Annotated in this window: 13 protein-coding genes; 8 read left to right on the top strand and 5 right to left on the bottom strand. The window is 66.7% G+C overall.

Annotated features, from left to right (window positions below; translation table 11 throughout):
• Window positions 1-68 precede the first annotated feature (68 nt).
• From ACQP1G_RS00350 to aroQ, 3 genes are all read right to left on the bottom strand, one after another.
• On the bottom strand, window positions 69-1,538 hold the full coding sequence (locus tag ACQP1G_RS00350; protein WP_433197204.1) for a glutamate synthase subunit beta: 1,470 nt from the start codon (window positions 1,536-1,538) through the stop codon (window positions 69-71).
• Window positions 1,539-1,651: 113 nt separating this feature from the next.
• On the bottom strand, window positions 1,652-6,304 hold the full coding sequence (gltB, locus tag ACQP1G_RS00345; RefSeq protein ID WP_433197202.1) for a glutamate synthase large subunit: 4,653 nt from the start codon (window positions 6,302-6,304) through the stop codon (window positions 1,652-1,654).
• A 782-nt stretch (window positions 6,305-7,086) separates the two neighbouring features.
• Window positions 7,087-7,644, bottom strand: coding sequence for a gamma subclass chorismate mutase AroQ (gene aroQ, locus ACQP1G_RS00340; RefSeq protein WP_433197200.1), 558 nt, complete (start codon window positions 7,642-7,644; stop codon window positions 7,087-7,089).
• A gap of 295 nt (window positions 7,645-7,939) precedes the next feature.
• Here aroQ and ACQP1G_RS00335 point away from each other — a divergent pair, with 295 nt between their 5' ends.
• Both ACQP1G_RS00335 and ACQP1G_RS00330 read left to right on the top strand, forming a co-directional pair.
• A complete protein-coding gene (locus ACQP1G_RS00335) occupies window positions 7,940-9,745 on the top strand; it encodes a DUF4407 domain-containing protein (protein WP_433197198.1) in 1,806 nt (601 codons plus the stop codon).
• A gap of 116 nt (window positions 9,746-9,861) precedes the next feature.
• Window positions 9,862-10,092, top strand: coding sequence for a hypothetical protein (locus tag ACQP1G_RS00330; RefSeq protein ID WP_433197196.1), 231 nt, complete (start codon window positions 9,862-9,864; stop codon window positions 10,090-10,092).
• Between the two features lie 1,234 nt (window positions 10,093-11,326).
• Here the strand turns inward: ACQP1G_RS00330 and ACQP1G_RS00325 are convergent.
• Window positions 11,327-12,862 (bottom strand): MFS transporter, encoded by a 1,536-nt coding sequence (locus tag ACQP1G_RS00325; protein ID WP_433209468.1) that lies wholly within the window; start codon window positions 12,860-12,862, stop codon window positions 11,327-11,329.
• Window positions 12,863-12,949: 87 nt separating this feature from the next.
• Here ACQP1G_RS00325 and ACQP1G_RS00320 point away from each other — a divergent pair, with 87 nt between their 5' ends.
• The 5 genes from ACQP1G_RS00320 to ACQP1G_RS00300 all read left to right on the top strand — a co-directional run bounded on the left by ACQP1G_RS00320 (window position 12,950) and on the right by ACQP1G_RS00300 (window position 17,773).
• Window positions 12,950-13,495, top strand: a complete 546-nt coding sequence (locus ACQP1G_RS00320; protein ID WP_433197194.1) for a TetR/AcrR family transcriptional regulator — start codon at window positions 12,950-12,952, stop codon at window positions 13,493-13,495.
• 62 nt (window positions 13,496-13,557) lie between these two features.
• Complete coding sequence (locus ACQP1G_RS00315) at window positions 13,558-14,430, top strand: hypothetical protein (RefSeq protein ID WP_433197192.1); 873 nt, start codon at window positions 13,558-13,560, stop codon at window positions 14,428-14,430.
• The gene (locus tag ACQP1G_RS00310; RefSeq protein ID WP_433197190.1) at window positions 14,427-15,494 is read left to right on the top strand and encodes a DUF4129 domain-containing protein; all 1,068 of its coding nucleotides are present in this window, start codon (window positions 14,427-14,429) and stop codon (window positions 15,492-15,494) included. Before ACQP1G_RS00315 ends, ACQP1G_RS00310 begins: the two co-directional genes overlap by 4 nt.
• Complete coding sequence (locus ACQP1G_RS00305; RefSeq protein ID WP_433197188.1) at window positions 15,491-16,474, top strand: AAA family ATPase; 984 nt, start codon at window positions 15,491-15,493, stop codon at window positions 16,472-16,474. Before ACQP1G_RS00310 ends, ACQP1G_RS00305 begins: the two co-directional genes overlap by 4 nt.
• 3 nt (window positions 16,475-16,477) lie before the next feature.
• The gene (locus ACQP1G_RS00300) at window positions 16,478-17,773 is read left to right on the top strand and encodes a DUF58 domain-containing protein (protein ID WP_433197186.1); all 1,296 of its coding nucleotides are present in this window, start codon (window positions 16,478-16,480) and stop codon (window positions 17,771-17,773) included.
• A gap of 330 nt (window positions 17,774-18,103) precedes the next feature.
• Here the strand turns inward: ACQP1G_RS00300 and ACQP1G_RS00295 are convergent, their stop codons facing one another.
• Entirely contained in the window at window positions 18,104-18,910 is an 807-nt protein-coding gene (locus tag ACQP1G_RS00295; RefSeq protein WP_433197184.1) for an RDD family protein, read from the bottom strand.
• Between the two features lie 41 nt (window positions 18,911-18,951).
• Here ACQP1G_RS00295 and ACQP1G_RS00290 point away from each other — a divergent pair, with 41 nt between their 5' ends.
• Window positions 18,952-19,902: a stage II sporulation protein M gene (locus ACQP1G_RS00290; RefSeq protein WP_433197182.1), complete on the top strand. Its 951-nt coding sequence runs from the start codon at window positions 18,952-18,954 to the stop codon at window positions 19,900-19,902.
• Window positions 19,903-20,293: the final 391 nt, after the last annotated feature.

The raw sequence follows: 20,293 nt of genomic DNA, 5'->3' as shown, positions 1-20,293 counted from the left end.
ACACAAGCAAGGGCGCCTGTGGACTCGAGTCCACAGGCGCCCTTATCCGCTCCGGTAAGAGAGAGGTTCTAGCGCTGGGCGACTGCCGTCGGGGCGATCGGCGCGGGGAGCGCGGTCTCGCCTTCCAGGAACTTGTCGACCGCGGAGGCCGCAGCGCGGCCCTCGGCGATGGCCCAGACGATCAGGGACTGGCCGCGGCCCATATCACCGGCGACGAAGACGCCGGGAATGTTGGTCGCCCAGTTCTTATCACGCTGGACGTTGCCGCGCTGGTCGTAGCCGACACCCAAACCTTCGAGCAGACCCGGCTTTTCGGGTCCGGTGAAGCCCATGGCCAGCAGCACCAGGTCGGCCTCGAGGGTGAATTCGGTGCCCTCGACCTTCTCGAAGCGGCCGTTGACCATCCTGACCTCATGCGCCTCCAGCGCGGTGACCTTGCCGTCCGCGCCGACGAAACGCTCGGTGTTCACAGAGAACACGCGCTCGCCGCCCTCCTCGTGTGCCGAGGAGACCCGGTACATGAGCGGGTAGGTCGGCCACGGGGTGGAGGAGGCACGCTCTTCCGGCGGCCGCGGCATGATCTCGAACTGGTGGATGCTCGCCGCACCCTGCCGGTGCGAGGTGCCGAGGCAGTCCGCGCCGGTGTCACCGCCACCGATGATGACGACCTTCTTGTCCTTCGCGTGGATCGGCGGCAGGCCGTTCTCATCGGTGACATCGTCGCCGAGCTGCACCCGGTTGGACCAGGGCAGGAACTCCATCGCCTGGTGGATGCCGTCCAGATCCCGACCGGGGATCGGCAGGTCACGGGCCAGCGTGGCGCCACCGGCGAGTACGACCGCGTCGAACCGCGCGCGCAGTTCACCGGCGGTGATGTCGATACCGACGTTCACACCGGTCTTGAAGATGGTGCCTTCGGCCTCCATCTGCGCGAGGCGGCGGTCGATGAAGCGCTTCTCCATCTTGAATTCCGGGATGCCGTAGCGCAGCAGGCCGCCGATGCGGTCGGCGCGCTCGAAGACGGTCACGGTGTGACCGGCGCGGGTCAGCTGCTGCGCGGCAGCGAGACCGGCGGGACCGGAACCGACGACGGCGACCTTCTTGCCGGTGAGGCGGGTCGGGTAGACCGGGGTCACCCAGCCCTCGTCGAAGGCGTTCTCGATGAGCTCGACCTCGACCTGCTTGATCGTCACCGGATCCTGGTTGATACCGAGGACGCAGGACGCCTCGCACGGCGCCGGGCACAGCCGCCCGGTGAACTCCGGGAAGTTGTTGGTCGCGTGCAGCCGGTCGATGCCCTCACGCCACTGACCCCTGTGGACCAGGTCATTCCACTCGGGGATGAGGTTGCCCAGCGGACAGCCGTTGTGACAGAACGGAATACCGCAGTCCATGCACCGGCTGGCCTGAGTCTGCAAGGTCTTGTGGGAGAAACCCTCCTCGTAGACCTCTTTCCAGTCCATCAGGCGCAGCGGAACCGGACGACGCGTCGGCAGCTCCCGCTTGGTGGTCTTCAAAAATCCTTGCGGGTCAGCCACGTGCCGCCCCCGAATGGTCACAGCGCCTCGTCGACATCTTTAGAACACTCCTGTCAGCCACGTGCCGCCCCCGAATGGTCACAGCGCCTCGTCGACATCTTTGAACACTCCTGTTAGCCACGTGCCGCCTCCATGATCGCCTCGTCGACGTCCGTGCCGTTCTTCTCGGCCTCGGAGATCGCGAGCAAAACCTTCTTGTATTCGCGCGGCATAACCTTCACGAAGTGGTTCACCTGCTGTGACCAGTCGCTCAGAATGCGCTCGGCGACAGCCGAACCCGTCTGGTCACGGTGCTGGGTGATGATGTCGCGCAGCCAGGTGAAGTCGTCACCGACGAGCTGCTCGACGGCATCGGCCTGCTCCGGATTGAGCTTGGCCTCGAAGGTGCCGTTCGGGTCGTAGACGAACGCGACACCACCGGACATACCGGCGCCGAAATTGCGGCCGGTCTCACCGAGGATGACTACGCGGCCACCGGTCATGTACTCACAGCCGTGGTCACCGACGCCCTCGACCACCGCGGTGGCGCCCGAGTTGCGCACGGCGAACCGCTCGCCGACTACACCGTTGATGAATGCCTGGCCGCTGGTGGCGCCGAACAGGATCACGTTGCCCGCGATGATGTTCTGCTCCGCGACGAAGTCGGCAGGTGCGTTCAGCGATGGGCGCACGATCAGGTGGCCGCCGGAAAGACCCTTGCCCACATAGTCGTTCGCGTCACCCTGCACCCGCAGCGTGATGCCTGCCGGGACGAACGCGCCGAAGCTGTTGCCCGCGGAGCCGGTGAAGGTGATGTCGATGGTGTCATCGGGCAGGCCGGCGCCACCGTAGAGCTTGGTCACCTCGTGGCCGAGCATGGTGCCGACGGTGCGGTTCACGTTCGTGATCTTGGTTTCGAACTTCACCGCCTGGCCGCGTTCGAGCGCATCGGCGCTCTGCGCGATGAGCTGGATGTCCAGCGCCTTGTCCAGGCCGTGGTCCTGGGTCTTGGTGCAGTACCTGTCCTGGCGCATGAATGCGGTCTCGACATCGTCGAGGATCGGCGACAGATCCAGCTTGCTGGCCTTCCAATGCGCCTTGGCCTGCGAGGTGTCGAGCATATCGACCCGGCCGATGGCTTCGTCCAGGGTGCGGAAGCCCAACTCCGCCAGCAGTTCCCGGACCTCTTCGGCGACGAACAGCATGAAGTTCTCGACGAATTCCGGCTTGCCGGTGAAGCGTTCGCGCAGTACCGGGTTCTGCGTCGCGACACCGACGGGGCAGGTGTCGAGGTGGCAGACCCGCATCATGATGCAGCCCGAGACCACCAGGGGCGCAGTGGCGAAACCGAATTCCTCGGCGCCGAGCAGCGTGGCGATCATCACGTCGCGGCCGGTCTTCATCTGACCGTCGACCTGCACGACGATGCGGTCGCGAAGTCCGTTGAGCAGCAACGTCTGCTGGGTTTCGGCCAGGCCGAGTTCCCAGGGACCACCCGCATGCTTCAGCGAGGTCAGCGGCGAAGCACCGGTGCCACCATCGTGACCGGAGATCAGCACCACGTCCGCATGTGCCTTCGACACACCGGCCGCGACCGTGCCGACGCCGGGCTCCGCAACAAGTTTCACGTGAATCCGCGCCTGCGGGTTCGCATTCTTCAGATCGTGGATCAGCTGCGCCAGATCCTCGATCGAGTAGATGTCATGGTGCGGCGGCGGCGAGATCAGACCGACGCCGGGCGTCGAGTGCCGCACCTCGGCGACCCACGGGTACACCTTGTGCGCCGGAAGCTGGCCGCCCTCACCGGGCTTCGCACCCTGCGCCATCTTGATCTGGATATCGGTGCAGTTGGTCAGGTAGTGCGCGGTGACACCGAAGCGACCCGAGGCAACCTGCTTGATCGCCGAACGCCGCCAGTCGCCGTTCTCCTCGATCTCGAAGCGGGCCGGATGCTCGCCGCCCTCACCGGAGTTCGAGCGTCCACCGAGTCGGTTCATCGCGATCGCAAGGGTCTCGTGCGCCTCGGACGAGATGGAGCCGTAGCTCATCGCACCGGTGGAGAACCGCTTGACGATGGCACTGGCCGGTTCGACCTCGTCGATCGAAATCGGCTTGCGCTCACCGCTCTTGAACTTGAACAGGCCGCGCAGCGAGGCCAGCCGCTCGGACTGATCGTCGACCAGCTTGGTGTACTCCTTGAAGATCGAGTACTGACCGCTGCGGGTGGCGTGCTGCAGCTTGAAGACGGTGTCCGGGTTGAACAGGTGGTACTCGCCCTCGCGCCGCCACTGGTATTCACCACCCACCTCGAGCTCGCGGTGCGCGCGCTCGTTGCGGTTCTCCAGGAACGCCACGGTGTGCCGGGCCGCCACATCGGCGGCGATCTCGTCGAGGCCGACGCCGTCGAGGTGCGAACGCAGACCGGTGAAGTACTCGTCCACCAGTTCCTGCGACAGGCCGATGACCTGGAACAGCTGCGCGCCGGTGTAGGAGGCGATGGTGGAGATGCCCATCTTGGACATCACCTTCAGCACGCCCTTGCTCGCGGCCTTGTTGTAGTTCGCGACGGCCTTGCGGTAGTCGGCGGCCAGATCGCCGGTGCTGCCGGGCATCTGCAGCCCGCCGCGCTCGAGCAGATCCTCGATGGTCTCGAAGGCCATGTACGGGTTGATCGCGGCCGCACCGAAACCGACCAGCATGGCCATGTGGTGCACCTCGCGGGCGTCACCGGCTTCCACAACCAAGCCGACCATGGTGCGGGTGCGCTCGCGCACCAGGTGGTGGTGCACCGATGCGGTCAGCAGCAGCGATGGGATCGGTGCCAACTTCTCGTTGGACTCGCGGTCCGACAGCACGATGATCCGCGCGCCGCCCTCGATGGCGGCCGAGACCTGGGTGTTGATGGCCTCGAGTGCCTTGCGCAGGCCCTTGCCACCCTTCTTCACCGGGTACAGACCGTGCACGACCACCGAACGCAGCTCCGGATGCGAGCCGTCGTCGTTGATGTGGATGAGCTTTGCCAGCTCGTCGTTGTCCAGAATCGGCTGCGGAATGGTGATCTGGTGGCAGGACTCCGGGCCGGGGTGCAGCAGATCGGCCTCCGGGCCGAGGGCCCGGCGCAGGCTGGTCACCACTTCTTCGCGGATCGCGTCCAGCGGCGGGTTGGTCACCTGCGCGAAGAGCTGGGAGAAGTAGTCGAAAAGCAGTCGGGGGCGCGAGGACAGCACCGCGATCGGGGTGTCGGTGCCCATCGAGCCGAGCGCCTCGCCGCCGGTCTTGGCCATCGGCGAGATCAGCAGGTTCAGCTCTTCATTGGTGTATCCGAAGATCTGCTGACGGATGAGTACGCGATCGTGCGACATGTGCACATGCGGGCGGTCGGGCAGATCGACCAGCTTGGTCACACCGGCGTCGAGCCATTCCTGGTACGGGTGCTCGGAAGCCAGCTGGCTCTTGAGCTCCTCGTCGCCGACGATGCGGCCCTGCGAGGTGTCCACCAGGAACATGCGGCCCGGCTGCAGCCGAACCTTCTTGATCACCTTGGCCGGATCGATGTCGAGGACACCGACCTCGGAGGCCATCACAACCAGACCGTCATCGGTGACCCAGATGCGGCTGGGACGCAGACCGTTACGGTCGAGTACCGCGCCGACCACGGTGCCGTCGGAGAAGCACACCGATGCCGGGCCGTCCCACGGCTCCATCAGCATCGAGTGGTAGCGGTAGAACGCCCGCCGCTGCGGGTCCATGTTCTCGTTGCGTTCCCAGGCCTCGGGAATCATCATCAGCACCGCGTGGGGCAAGCTGCGGCCGCCGAGATGCAGCAGTTCCAGCACCTCGTCGAAGCGCGCGGTATCGCTCGCCCCCGGGGTACAGACGGGGAAGATCTTCTGCAGGCGGTTGTTGCCGGCTTCGTCGATGCCGAAGACATCCGAACGCAGCAGCGCTTCGCGGGCCCGCATCCAGTTCTCGTTGCCGGTGACGGTGTTGATCTCACCGTTGTGCGCGACCCGGCGGAACGGATGCGCCAGCGGCCACGACGGGAAGGTGTTGGTGGAGAACCGGGAGTGCACGATGCCGAGCGCGGACTCCATCCGGCCGTCCTGCAGGTCCAGGTAGAACGCGCGCAGCTGCGGCGTGGTGAACATGCCCTTGTAGACGAAGGTCTGACCGGACAGGCTCGGGAAGTACACCGACTCCTTGCCGACCGCACCTTCGCCCGCGCCGGCCTTGCCGAGTTCGTGCTCGACCCGCTTGCGCACGACGTAGGCCCGTCGTTCCAGGTCCATGCCCGACAGCTGTTGGGCAGCACCCTTCGGGGAGCCGATGAAGATCTGGCGGAAGGTCGGCATGGCGTCACGAGCCAGCGCACCGAGGGTGGACTCGTCGGTGGGCACCTCACGCCAGCCGAGGACGGTCAGGCCCTCGGATTCGACGATGCGCTCCAGACCGTAGGCGGCCTTGGTCGCCTCGCGGCGGGCCTGCGGCAGGAAGGCGATACCGGTGGCGTAGGAGCCCTCCGGCGGCAACTCGAAGTCAACCACGGCGCGGAAGAACCGGTCCGGAATCTGGATCAGGATGCCCGCACCGTCACCACTGTTGGGTTCGGCGCCAGCGGCACCGCGGTGCTCCAGGTTCAACAGAGCCGTAATAGCCTTGTCGACGATGTCGCGGCTGCGGCGGCCGTGCATGTCGACGACGAATGCGACACCACAGGCGTCGTGTTCGTTCGCCGGGTCGTAGAGCCCGATGGGTCCGGGGGACCTGTGGCCAGGAAGTTGCGTCATGCCTCTGCCTTCAAGAAAGTCGGCCTCGATGAATCGGCCTATGGGAAAGGGGCCTTTCGTCGATTGCCTCCGTCGAGACTGCGCCCGTACGTTGTGAAACCAGCCGCGCTGATGGTCTTCTTCGTGCAGTCACGTCTCCAGTTGTCCACCCGCTGCTGTGACGTAGGGGTGCTCGTCGGTAACGGAACGCTTACGTGTTCCTTACCTCCGCGCGGGTGCTCGCCCGCTACGCTTGGGCACCGGATTCGCCGAGTCCGAGCGGGCGATAGTGCCGAACATTCTGTGTTCGGCGTAAGAGCAAACGATAAGTCAGGTCCTGGGCCCAACCAACTTAGGTCGTGCTAATAACTAGGTCTAGCTGGGCTTCTTCAATCGGTCCTCCACGTGTGCGCGTTGTCCAGTGTAAAGCAGCGAACACGGTGGTATCGATCCCCTTGGCACCCCGTGCCAACCAGCGACAACGGACGCCCAGGACCCGCGCCGCGGCGCACAGCGCACGCGAGAACCGGCGCTCACCTGCATCGAAGTGGATTTCCCCTGCTTCACACGGCGCAAACCCGATCCGCGGTGGCTAACTGGCCAGCGGGCCTATTGAGAGATTTCCGACAGGGGCGTGACGAGCACACAACCTGATCCGACCGTCCGGACTGTTTTACATTCTGTGGGATTCAGCACATTTCCAGCAATCGAATTCGAGTGCTTTACGACACATTTCCGACCTTCGGCGCGCTATCGCGGAGACTTTGAGATCTGCGTCACACCAGACCGAGAACCCGCAGTGCCTACGGACCACACAGTGCGGCGGCCGCCCGAACCAGTGCAGCCTGATGCAAGGCGTCGGCCCGTCCCGAGGTCAGAACCCCGAACACTGGCGATGCCAGGCGCTCGGCGCAGTTCGGTCCGGTGAGCTCGGCGCGGCGCAGGGCGAGTTGGTCGACGATCTCCACATTCACCCGGTCGATCACCGGGCGCACGGCGGCCAGATCCGGCGGTGTGCTCGGCGCCGCGGACGGATCGAAGCGCCAACGGGTCACCAAACCGCGCTGAACGATCTTATTGGCCTCGATCTGCCCCGAGAACACCTGGCGGATCCAGCTTTCCGGCAGCCCGCGCTCGGCCCCGAGGCGCGCCATCGCGTCATATACCTGCGCTTCGCGCACCGGATCGTCGATCGAGAGTTCGCCGCCGTTCTGCGCGGCGCTCGCCCATTTGGCCGCGGCGACGGCGTCGGCGGTATCGAGGCGTTCGGTCACCAACGCCACGATGCGATCCAAAGACGGGTCGTCGTCGAGTGTTTGCGCGCGGCTATCAGGGGCAGCCACCAACAGTGCCGCAGCCACGCACACCAAAACCCTTGCCGAGCCTCGGAAAAACATCCCCAACACCCCGTCCGCTGGCCGTTCCGATCCGATCACCTAGGTCAGATTAAGCGTGAGCGCGCGCACAAGTCCGGGCGGGCGGCCCACTTCTGTGAGCCTGACCACATCCCCGGTTCCTTGCTCGGTGTGTCGCGGCCGCGCCTGTCACGCTGTGACAACGAATCTGTGACAGTTCGGCTGATCGTCTTCCAGCGACCGGCAAGCAGTCGCTAGCGGTGCAGCCACCATGACTGGGATGTAGAGGATGTGGGATCCCATGACAGTCACCGGCTTGTTCACCTGGCTCGGCGGAGGTCTCGGGCGCGAGCAGGATGGGTCAGAACTGAACGACCGGCACGAGCGGGCGGGGTATGCCGTAAGTGGAGCGGTCGTACTGCTGTTCGCGACCGTGGCCGGTGTGGTCACCACCCTCGCACTGACCATGGCCGATGCCATGCCCTTATTCGCGATCGTCCTCGTCGCGCTCGTCGTCGCAGTACTGACCGGTGCGGTGGCCCGCGCGCTGACGACCCGACGACCCGCCAGCGGGCCCGATCGCCGCGGCCTCGCCGGACGGATCGCGGTCGCGGTCCTGGCCGGTGTGCTGGTCGCCGAACTCGCCTCGACGGTGCTCTTCGGCGGCACTATCGACCGGTTGCTGGATGAAAAGGCGCAGCGCGCGGTCGATTCCGCCCCCGCGGTGGTCACCGCGCGCACCGAACTCGACCGTGCCGAGGCCGATCGCGCCGCGCTGGATCAGTCGATTGCCAAGACGCAGGCCGATATCGATCACGCGCTGGTGATCGCCCGGTGCGAATACAACCCGACACCGGAATGCCCGCAGACCAGGATCACCGGTGTGCCGGGCCGCGGACCCGAATCGCAGACCGCCAACGAAATGCTCGACGACGCCCGTAAGCAGTTGGCCGCGGCGCAGGGTCGGGTCGTCGGACTGGATCAGCGCATCGCCGATGACCAAAAGGCTGTCACCACAGCGGGTTCCGCCGCCTTCGCGGATGCCGATCGCGGCCTCGGCGCGCGCTGGGTGGCGATGAACGACTACACAACCGGCGCGGCGGGCGCTTTCCTGCTGCGGGTGCTGACCATCATCACCTTCGTCCTGCTCGCGCTGCTGCCGCTGATCCTGCGGTGGTGGCGCGGCGAGACCACCTTCGATCGGCGACTTGCCTTCCACACCGTGCAGGATCGCGCCGAACGCAGCGCCGACGCCGCCATCGCGGTCAAGCGCGCCGAGGTGCGGGTCGAGGCCGAAAATCTGCGTGCCGAACAACAATTGACCGCCGCCCGACTGGCCGTCGAGGCCGATACCGCCATCGACCGGGAGCGCCAGCGCACCCGGATCATCGCCGCCATCGGTGGGCTGGAGATCGGCATCACCGATCCGGGACGCCTGGATGAAAAACAGCGTCGTGGCGAACTACCAGCCGCAACGGCTGGCGACCGAGAGGACAGCTCCGTGTCTCAGGAGGGCATCGTGACACCGAACCTACCGGCCACTGTCAGCGCGGGCGCGCTGGCGCCGACCAGCGGGGCTGGCCCGGTGCGGCCGTACGTCGCGGCGCAGGCGCCCACCGCACCTAAAACCAGTGGTGGCCTGGAACTTCCGATCATCGGCACGGTGCCGTTCACCGATACCGCGGCCCGCTGGATCCGGCCGCTGGTCCCCTCGTTCGTCGCCAATGCGATCGACACCGCCACACACCCGCTGCGCACTGCGCGGCAGGCCTTCGAGGAAGTCGAGGAGATCACCTTCACCCTGCGTCGCACCCGCAAGGTGACCGTGGATACCCAGGATTCGCACGCACCGGCGATGACTCAGGCCGCCGGGCCGGGATACCAATTACCGCCCGGCTCTGCCGAGGCGTGGCACGCACAGCGGATCGCCGCCAATGTCGTCGACGCGGACTACCAACAGCCCGCACGCTACTCGGCCCTGCCCCACGCGACCGCGCAGCAGAGCTACGGCCTATCGCCCGCCGACCGGCATGAGGAGTTGTCGGCTCAGCATCGCGGCGAACTCCAGAACCGCCCCGGACCACGGGAGCTCCCACCCGCCAACTAGTCGGTACGTGCACCATTGGTCCCGTCGAACAGCACAACGAATTCGGCGAGCACCCCGCACGATTGACGCTGTTCCCTACGATCGGTAGCCGTGCCCATTTCGTATCGTGACGGCACATGGCGGAGGTCGGGGCTGCTCCAAGCCGGGGCCGCTGCAGTTGGTGCTTATCGGCCACGCCGCTGTATGGCGCACTGGCGGTGCTGATCGGTCTGGGCGGGTACGGCGCGCGGCTCGGCGGGGCCCGTGGTGCGGACCGAGGCGGAGCAGGCGGTGACCGCGCGGGTGCTGGAGGCCGCGGCCTCGCGGCGGGCGGGATCGGTGTCTTCGGTCGTTCGATTCTGACCTGAACGCTCGGCTCCGCGGTGCCGCAGCGATGACCGCCACCCGCCCCGCCACCCAGATCGTCGCCATCTCAACAGCTTCTTCATCGTCGTCGACGAGGTCGAACGATATGGCGGCCTGCTCAGCAAGTTCGAGGGCGATGCAGCACTGGCCGTCTTCGGTATGCCCGCGCCATCGACGACGCACCGGGCGCGGCCCTGTCCTGTGCCTGCGCGATCCGAAACCGCCTGACCGCCAGCGTCTGCAACTTCACCGCCGCGATCGGCGTGGCCGCGGGCCGCGTCGTCGGGGCAATGTCGGCGCGCTCCAACGCTGCGAATTCACCTGATGCCGTGGCGTCGAGTGCGTGGGCGCTCGGTGCCGGGGCATCTGATGCGACGGACGCGCTCATGATTTCGGTTCCTCCATCGTGCCCTGCGGAAGCACCCGCCCCGGGGCACCGTCTTCGGCGACGCCGTCAACGAGGCCGTTCGCCTCTGCGACTCGCCAAGAACAACCCTGGCCGACTGCTCACCACCGAAACCACCATCGCCACCACTGATCCGACCGAAGCGGAACATTGGCAACTCGGCGAGTCCCACGCTGCGCGCGGCCGCGTCACACCGACCTGATCGGGACGACCGCACCCGGATCAGCCGGTCGGTACTGCATATCCGCATCCGCACTGTATATCCGATATCGGACATACAGACGGAACCGGACAACTGTTCCGAACCGTACAGCAATCACGGCGGGCCATCGAAGCCGCTGGTCAGCAGCGATAATCCGAGACAGCAACATACGGCGGCACGAAGCCTGTGACGGCGAGTCGATCCAGACCGGTTGGCTTTGATACGACGTCGCTCCCGCTCCGAGTGCGGAACAGGGGCGAAATCTCCACCGGGGTATGCAGTTAGGCACGAGCCGTCGGTAGGCGGCAGGTAACCACAGCGCCGATCAACAACACCAAGGCCGTACCCGCGGCGGCGATATAGACGTCGGACACGAAGGGTCTCGTGCGCCGATTCAGTCGGTCCGAATTATGCGCGGGCCGTGCGCAGTCGGAACGCGACGACCGCAGCGATCAACAACACCACGACCGTAGACCTCGGACACGAAGGGCCTCGTGCGCCAATTCAGTCGGTCCGAATTACGCGCGGGCCGTGCGCAGCCGGAACGCGACGACCGCAGCGATCAACAACACCACGACCGTAGACGTCGGACACGAAGGCCGTCGTGCGCCAATTCCGTTGGTCCGAATTACGCGCGGGCCGTGCGCAGCCGGAACGCGACGACCGCAGCGATCAACAACACCACGGCCATGCCGATCGCGCTGACGTGGACGCCCGAGACGAAGGCCTCGTGTGCTGACGTCAGGAATCCATTCGCCAACGATTCCGGTAGTTGACGTGCGTATTCGGTTGCGCCGCCGAGGGATTCCGAGGCCGCGCCGGTCCGGTCGCTCGGCACCTGGGACAGGTCGAGTCCGCCGCGGAATACCGCCATGGTCACGCTGCCGAGCACCGCGACACCGAGTGCGATACCGGTCTCATAGGCGGTCTCCGACACCGCTGCGGCCGCACCGGCACGTTCGGCCGGAGCCGAGCTGACCACCAGATCGGACGAAACCGTCAGTGCCACGCCGACACCCGCGCCGATGCAGAGGAATCCGAGGATGAACGGCACCGTACTGGTCGCCGAATCCGGGCTCAGCCACAGGAACAGTGCCGAACCGACCGCGGCGAGCAGCAGCGCGGCACCGAGCACAAGTCCGGGACGCAGCACCCGAACCAACCATGCCGCCGCCAACGAGGCCAGCACACTGGCCGCGAGTCCGGGCAGCAGGAGCAGTCCGGCCTGCATCGGCGAATGTCCGAGCACCAATTGCAGGTACTGCGAGCCGGAGAACAGCACACCGGCCAGCGCGAATACCGCGAGGAGGTTGGTGAGTACCGCGGTGCGGAACTTGGGCAGCGCGAACAGCTTCAGGTCGATCATCGGATGCGTGAGACCGCGCTGTCGGCGCACGAACAGCACACCGGCGACGACACCGATCGCACCGATCACCAACGGCCGCACACTGATACCGTGCGCCGCGGATTCCTTGAGCGCGTACACCACCGGCACCAGCGCCAGCATGGACAGCGCCGCGCTGGGCAGATCGAAGCGGCCGGGCTGCGGGTCGCGGGATTCCGGGATGAGTGCCGGGCCTACCGCGAGCAGCACCAGCATTACCGGCAGGTTCACCAGGAATACCGAACCCCACCAGTAGTGCTCGAGCAGCCAGCCGCCGAGCAGCGGCCCCGCCGCCGCCCCGCCACCGGCCATCGCGGCCCAGACCGAAATGGCGAGCGTGCGCTGCCGCGGATCCAGGAACATCGACCGGATCAGACCCAGTGTGGCGGGCATCAGCGTCGCACCCGCGACACCTTGCAGCACGCGCGCGGCGATGAGCATTTCCGGATCGACCGACCAGGCGGCCAGCGCCGAGGCGAGTCCGAATCCGATGGCGCCGATCAGCAGCAGTCGGCGCCGCCCGATCCGGTCGCCGAGATTGCCCATTACGACCAGCAGTCCGGCCAGGACAAACGAGTACACGTCGATGATCCACAGCAGCTGCGGTGTGGTCGGTGCCAGTTCCGCGCTGATCGCGGGCACCGCGAGGTCGAGCACGGTCGCGTCGACGGCGAGCAGCAGCAGGGCGAGCGCGAGCACGACCAGTCCCGCCCAATCACGCACCGTGGCGCGCGGCGGAGCGAGCCCGGCACCGCTGTCCTTCTCGATCTGTGTGGTCATCGCCTTCTCGACTTCCATCGTCGGTCTTCTTACCGTCCAGACGGTACAGTAAATCGACCTTACCGTCCAGCCGGTATAGTGAGGGCGGTGACGGCAAACACTCGCGACCGGATCTTGGACGCGCTCGAATCCCTGCTACTGGAGAAGGGGATGTCCCAGGTGACCCTGGAGAACGTCGCCGCGGCCGCCGGGGTCTCCAAGGGTGGGCTGCTGTACCACTTCAAGAGCAAGGACACCCTGCTCGCTGGTCTGGTGCGCCGACTGGGCGAACGCGCCGAACAACAACTCGACGCCGCCGTCGCCAAGGGCACGCCGGTCGCCGAGTGGTATCTGCAGACCCCGAATCCGGACAATGCCTCGGACGCACTGGAACTGGCGCTCTACCGATCGATGGTCGCGGCCATGCGCACCATCGACGCCAAGTCCGGTCCGGAGACCGATGAGGTGCAGCGGGCACTATCCGACATGATGGACAGCTGGTCGCAGGGCCTGGACGAGGATATCGACGACCCGGTGCACGCCGACATCATTCGGTTGGTCGGCGACGGTGTCTATCTGCGCGCCCTGCTCGGCCTGCCGCCGGTCGACCCGGCGCGCTATCGGAAGGTCGTGGACCGCTTGCTCGAGCGCTGACCCGACGCACCATCGGTAGTTGTGCCCCGCCTGGCGGGTCGCCGACGGCTAGACTCGGCCGCGTGCTACCAGCCGCCGAGTCGGCCGGGGCCGTCGGGGCGGGGAACGATCCGGTACCAGGGTCCCCTGGAACGACGGTGCCGATCCGCCCATTGAGCTTCCGCGAACTCCTCGACGAGCCGTTCGCGCTGATCCAGGCGAATATCGTCGTGCTGGCCTGCACCACTGCGATCGGGCTTGTCCTCGCCGAACTGGTGGTCGTCGCGGTCACCGGGGGGATTTCCCATCTGACCGACGGCTCCGACGCGGGCACCGCCTGGGCGGCGATCCTGGCCACGGCGGCCTGCGCTTGGGCGCTGCGGTTCCTGTTGCGCGGAATGACCGTCGCGGTCGGGCTGGCGACGGTTGCCGGATCCCCGATCGGCTGGCGCACGGCACTGGGCCGGGTGAGTACCGTCGCGGCTCCACTGCTGGCGTTCCAGGTGATGTACACCCTGGTCGGCATCGGAGTGCTGGTCGGCGGCAGCATTCTGATCATCACGTATCCGTTCGCGCTGATCTGGCTGGGCTATCTGCGGGCCGGACGGTTCGTCGCGGTGCCGGTCATCTTCGTCGAGCGGACCACGCACTCCGGGGCGGTCGCACGTTCGAAACTGCTGGTCGAGGGCGCGCAGTCGTCGATAACCGGTCTCTGGTTGGCCTGCCGCGCGCTGCTGGTCCCGATTGCCGTGCCGCTGTTCGGCATTCCATGGTACCTAGCGGATTTCACCGGCACCCATCGCTGGCAGGTCATCGTCCTGCTCACTTCGGCGGCGCTGTTGATCATCGCCTTCGCTGAGGTCGTCGAGTCGGCGACGCGGGTGGTCTCGTATGTGGATCGCCGGTGCCGTCGCGAGGGGCTGGACATCCGGATTCCTGGAACGGAAAAGCGATGAACGGTGGGCCGGACTTCACCGAACGCGCATCGGGCGAGCCCGCGGCACCGCCGCCGCCGCGACTCGGGCCCGCGGACGACCACCGCGACGCCGCGGAGAACGCCGCACTGCACCGCGATTTCGATATCGCGCTGCGCGAGCGGTTCCGTGCGGTGCTGCGCGGCCTCGAACAGCGCGGCATGCTGGAGGTCCGCCGCTCGCGAACCGCGCGGGAAACCGCGGACGATGCGACGACCGCGCTGCCACTCGAGGCCGCGACCGAATTACATCCGGCCGCACACAGTTTCGACGAGGTCGTCTACGGCGGCCGCCACGCGACCGAGGACGAATACCGCAGACTCGAATATGCCGACCGCTACTCCCGCAGCGCACCGGCGCCGACACCGGAACCGGTCGAGGCGACGATCACCGAAAAGACCAAGACCCGCAGACAACTTCCGCCGCTACCCGACCTGCTGCGCAATCCGAAATTCTGGGCCGCACTGCTCGCCGTCATCGCGCTGGCCGTGCTGCTCTACGCCGTACTGAATTCGTGTGCCGCGCCAACCCCGCACAAGCCCCCACCGCCGGATCTGCCGCCGCCGACCGAACATCACGACCACCACCCGGATAACAGCCGCGATGATTCGGGCTTCGGCGCGGGCGAGGACTCCATCTTCGGCAGGCTGCCCGCACCGCTGGCCTTCGGCGGACTCCAATTCCTGATCGCCGCAGCATTTGTGGTGTGGTGGCGGGCCCGCCGCCGCGGTGCGCTGGTCGGTGAGCCGCGGCCGGTCGAGGTGGCGGCGAACGAACTGCTCGACGGCCAGGCCGCGCTGTATCGCCGATCGAAGGACCACGAACACGTCGCCGCCCGGCTGCGCGCCGCGACGCTGCGCCGGATCCGCCCGATGCTCGGGGTGGGCACCGATGCCACACCCGATCGACTGATCGCGACGATCGCCGCACGCACCAGGGCCGATCCGGCCATGATCGGCGCTGCACTGTACGGACCGGTACCCGATGCGGGCACCCTGCAACTCGTTGCCACACAACTCGAATGGATAGAGGCGGAGGTCGGATGACCAGCACGGACACCAACCACACCCCCACCGCCGAGGAGGCGGGCGCCGCATTCGCCGCGCTGCGTGCCGAAATCGGCAAAGCGGTGATCGGCAACGACAACGCGATCATGTACCTGGTGCTCGCACTGCTCTGCCGCGGCCATGTGCTGCTGGAAGGCGTTCCGGGCGTGGCGAAGACGCTGCTGGTGCGGGCACTGGCCACGGCCCTCGATCTCGAACACGCCAGGGTCCAGTTCACCCCGGACCTGATGCCGGGTGATGTGACCGGTTCGCAGATCTACGACCCGCATACGACCGAGTTCACCTTTCGACAGGGCCCGGTCTTCACCAACCTGCTGCTCGCCGACGAGATCAACCGCACACCACCGAAGACCCAATCGGCGCTGCTGGAATCGATGGAGGAGCGCCAGGTTTCGGTGGACGGTAAGCCGCGGCCGCTGCCGGATCCGTTCGTGGTGGTCGCCACCCAGAATCCGATCGAGCAGGAGGGCACCTATCCGCTGCCGGAGGCGCAGCTGGACCGGTTCCTGTTCAAGGTCGATATCCAATTGCCCGGTCGCGACGACGAATTCCGCATCCTGCAGCGGCATGCCGGTGGGTTCGATCCGCGTGATCTGGTCGCCGCCGGTCTGCGCCCGGTCGCGGGTCCGTCGCATATCGCCGCGGCGCGGGCGGCGATCACTCGGGTCACCATCAGCCCCGAGGTGCTCGCCTACACGGTGGATATCTGCCGGGCCACCCGCAACTCCCCCGCGGTACAGCACGGTGCGTCCACCCGAGGGGCAACCGCATTGATGGCGGCCGCACGCGCCTTCGCCTGGCTGAACGGTCGCGGCTACGTCACCCCGGATGACGTGAAATCGGTTGCGGTGGCGGTTCTGCGGCACCGTTTGCACCTGCGGCCCGAGGCGGAGTTGGACGGTGTGACGACCGAGGGCGTCATGTCGTCGCTGCTGCTGTCGGTTCCGGTTCCGGTGTAGCTCGTGGTCGTCACCGGTCGGCTCGCCGCGACGGCGGCGGTGCTCGCAGTGTTCGTCGGCTTCGTCATGCCGTCCTGGCTCGGCGTTGTCCTGGTGACGAGTCTGCTTGCCGCCCTTATCCTTTTCGATCTGGGCACGGTGGCCCGAGCGTGTGACCTCAGGCTGTCCAGGGAACCGCTGACGGTGATCCGACTCGGCCGGACCGCCGAGGTGGAACTCGGCGTGGTGAACAATGGCACCCGCACCGTGCGCGGGCGGTTGTGGGACGACTGGCCCGCCAGCGCCCGCGCCGAAACCCGCACGCACCGGCTGGATCTGCCGCCGAACACTCGCCTGCGCGTGCACACCACACTTACCCCGACCTACCGCGGTGATCGGGTCGCCGGTCCGGTGACGGTGCGACTGTTCGGCCTACTGGGTATGGCCGGATGGCAGAGCCGCCATACCGTGGCCGCCCGTGTCCGGGCGCTGCCCGAATTCCGAAGCGAACGCCTGCTGCGCTCGAAAGTGAAGCGGCTGCAACATCTCGAGGGCCGCAATATCGCCAACCTGCGGGGTCAGGGCACCGAATTCGATTCGTTCCGCGAATATGTCGCCGGCGATGACGTCCGGGCCATCGACTGGCGCGCCACCGCCCGCGCCACCGACGTATTGGTGCGCACCTGGCGTCCGGAGCGCAACCGGCACATGTTGATGGTGCTCGACACCGGCCGTATCAGCGCGGGCCGCGTCGGCGCGGGCACCCGCCTGGACGCGAGCATCGAGGCCGCCCTGCTGCTCGGCGGACTCGCCGCCGCCGCGGGTGATTCCGTGGATCTGCTCGCCTACGACCGTCAGGTCCGCGCCGAGGTGCGCGGTGTCGGCGGTCGCCGCCTACAACTGAAACTCATGCACGCCATGGCGGGCGTGACCCCAGCACTCGTCGACACCGACAGTGCGGGCTTGGTCCGCGCGGCCATCCAACGCACCCGCCGCCGCAGTCTGGTGGTCTGGTTCACCAGTCTCGACGGTGCAGCGGTCGAAGAGAACCTGCTCCCGGTCCTGCCGACCCTCGCCCAACGCCACCGCGTCCTGATCGTTTCGGTCACCGACCCCGATCTAGCCGCGGCCGCCGCCAACCGTGCCACCCTGACCGACCTCTACCCCGCGGCCGCCGCCGAATCCCTGCTCGCCGAACGCGCCCTGGTCCAAGAATCCCTGCGCCGCATGGGCATCGCCGTCGTCGCGGCTGCCCCGGAACGCCTGCCCGAAGCCTTGGCCGACGAATACCTCGAGCTGAAACAGTCCGGCACTATGTGATTCCGCGATTCTCCGACCGCGGGCACGACGGCTTCGCATCGATGTCGATCCTCGGCCGAGGCATCATCCGGATCCGGATCGCTATCTCGCGCTCCGGAGCCGCCAAGACCTTGGCCAGCAGCACAATGGCCACGAACCCGGCCCATAGGAGAGACATCAGGACAAGCACGGCGACGAGCCAGGGTGCAGTGCCGAATAACGAAGCCACGAAGTACGCTCCTCGACCGCCAGCGAGTCGACGTTCCCCGCAGCGCGGCGGTCCTGCGCCGACATCAGCTCAACCGAACTCACGGGTTAATGCCCGTGTTGGAGTATGGAACTCGGTATCACCTAGCTTGCACGGGAGATCGGCATCGGGCGCGGGCCCGCCATGATCATCGGGGCGATGATCGGGGCGAGGGTGCGGCGCTGGCGTTCGGCGATGACCGCGCCCAGGATCTGTACGGGTGGGTAGTCGGTCGGTACCGGAATCTGCAGGCGGTCGCAGACCGCGACGACCAGGGTGTGGCCGAGGTTCGCCTGTGCGGCGGGGCTGAGGGTGTTGACGCGAGACAGGTACTGGCGCACCGCGAGTGCGAGATCTTCGTGGATGCCGGACAGGTCCAGCTGTCCGGACCAAGCGATGAGCCAGGGCGGCGCGACGGCCAAAAGCGGGAAGGGCACGCGGCGCTGGCTGTGCACGACAACGGTGCCCGCGAGCACATCACCGACCCGGCGCGCGTTCGGCGAGCACATCGAGGTGACCACCCCGACCGCACCGAATGCGCCCAACATCCAGAAGTCGACGATCGCGCCGGCCAGCCCACGGGTCAGGGCATGGCGGAAATCGATCGGTCCGCCGTCGCCGCGCACCACCCGCAGGCCGAGCGCCAACTTCCCGATGGTCCGTCCGCGCATCAGGGTTTCGCAGATCACCGGATAGCCGACCAGGGTCGCGACGATCGTGGTGATCACCGCCACACTCAGCCATGCGGAGTCCGCGGTGGAGAAGGTGAGCACCAGGCTGAGACCGAAAAACAGCATGCTGCCCAGCACGAACTGCACCAGCACGTCCACGAGGAACGCGGTGGCCCTGGTCGGGATCCGTGCGATGGGCAGCTCGAGTGCGACCGCTTCGCCGGTGGTGAATTCAGCCATGTCGATAGCATTCTTCCGACCGGCGGTATGGGAGGCAACCAATGGACGTAGACGCGTATAGCTATGCACAGCGGGGCGCATGGGATCGCCTGGACTATCTGGCCGGGCGGCGCAAGCTCACCGGAGCCGAGGCCGACGAGCTGGTCGTGCTGTACCGGCGCACCTCACAGCAGTTGGCCCGCCTGCAATCGCACAGTCCGGACCCGGAACTCATCGCCGGACTCAGTGCGCTGCTGACCAAGGCGCGCGGCCGGGTGCTCGGCACCAAGGGTGATGCGTGGCATGAGGTCGGCCGGTTCTTCACGCACCGATTTCCCGCGACGCTGTATCGGGCGTGGCCGTGGTGGGTATCGGTGGCCGCGGTCTTCATCATCGTCTCCACCGGTTTGGCCGTCTGGATATCGGGGTCCGGTGCGGCGCGCGACCTGTTCGGCGTCTCCGATGACAACGACTGGCTCACCGCCCCCGGCGGGGAATTCGAGACCTACTACACCGAACATCCGCACGACGCCTTCGCCGCGCAGGTCTGGACCAATAACGCCTGGGTGACGGCGATGGTGCTGTTCACCGGCGTGCTGATCCTGCCGGCGGTCTACCTGCTGTTCGGGAACGCGCTGAATACGGCGGTGACCGGCGGTCTGATGGCCGATGCCGGTCGGCTCGACTCGTTCTTCGGATTCATCCTGCCGCACGGCACGCTCGAGCTGACCGCGATCTTCGTGGCAGGCGGCGTCGGACTGAAGCTGGGCTGGACGCTGATCGATCCGGGCCGGTCGAGTCGGTTGGAGGCGGTGGCGCGCCAGGGCCGGGCGACCGCGACGGTGGCGCTCGGTCTGGTCGCGGTGCTGCTGGTCTGTGGTCTGCTGGAGGGTTTCCTGACACCGAGTTCGCTGCCCGTGCCGGTGAAGGTCGGCATCGGATTCATCGTGGAGGCGCTGTTTCTCGGCTACGTCTTCGTGGTCGGTCGCCGGGCTGCGCATGAGCGGGCGTAGCGAGCGAATCATGTGCCAGCGTGCATTGCGCATGTCGTAGCCGAGCGCAGCGAGGCGCAGGCATGAGCAGGACGCGGGCTGAGGCCGAGCTGGACCGGTCCGCCACCGGCGCGGATCCCGCAGACCACTGGCAGACAACGCCGAGCACACGATGAGTGAAATGGGGCCGGGCAATCGGTAGCAACGCTACGCCACGGATGAGTTTCGAAGTCCCCCAATTGAGTTCCGCTGGCCGCAGCGAGTCCAGCTCAGCTGCGGCCAGCGTTACCGTCAACTCTACACAATCGTTATCCCTATGCAACCCTCCCCGCCGAGGTCAAGCGTATAAAGCAGCACCCCAGCAAACCCATGTGGGCACATGGTTTTTCATACCTTCAGCAAACTCATGGCG

The sequence above is a fragment of the Nocardia sp. CA-107356 genome, assembly GCF_050946365.1.
In the GTDB taxonomy this organism is placed as follows: domain Bacteria; phylum Actinomycetota; class Actinomycetes; order Mycobacteriales; family Mycobacteriaceae; genus Nocardia.
The sequence above is the reverse complement of the archived record's forward strand: the minus strand, read 5'-3'. Positions and strand labels throughout refer to the sequence as shown.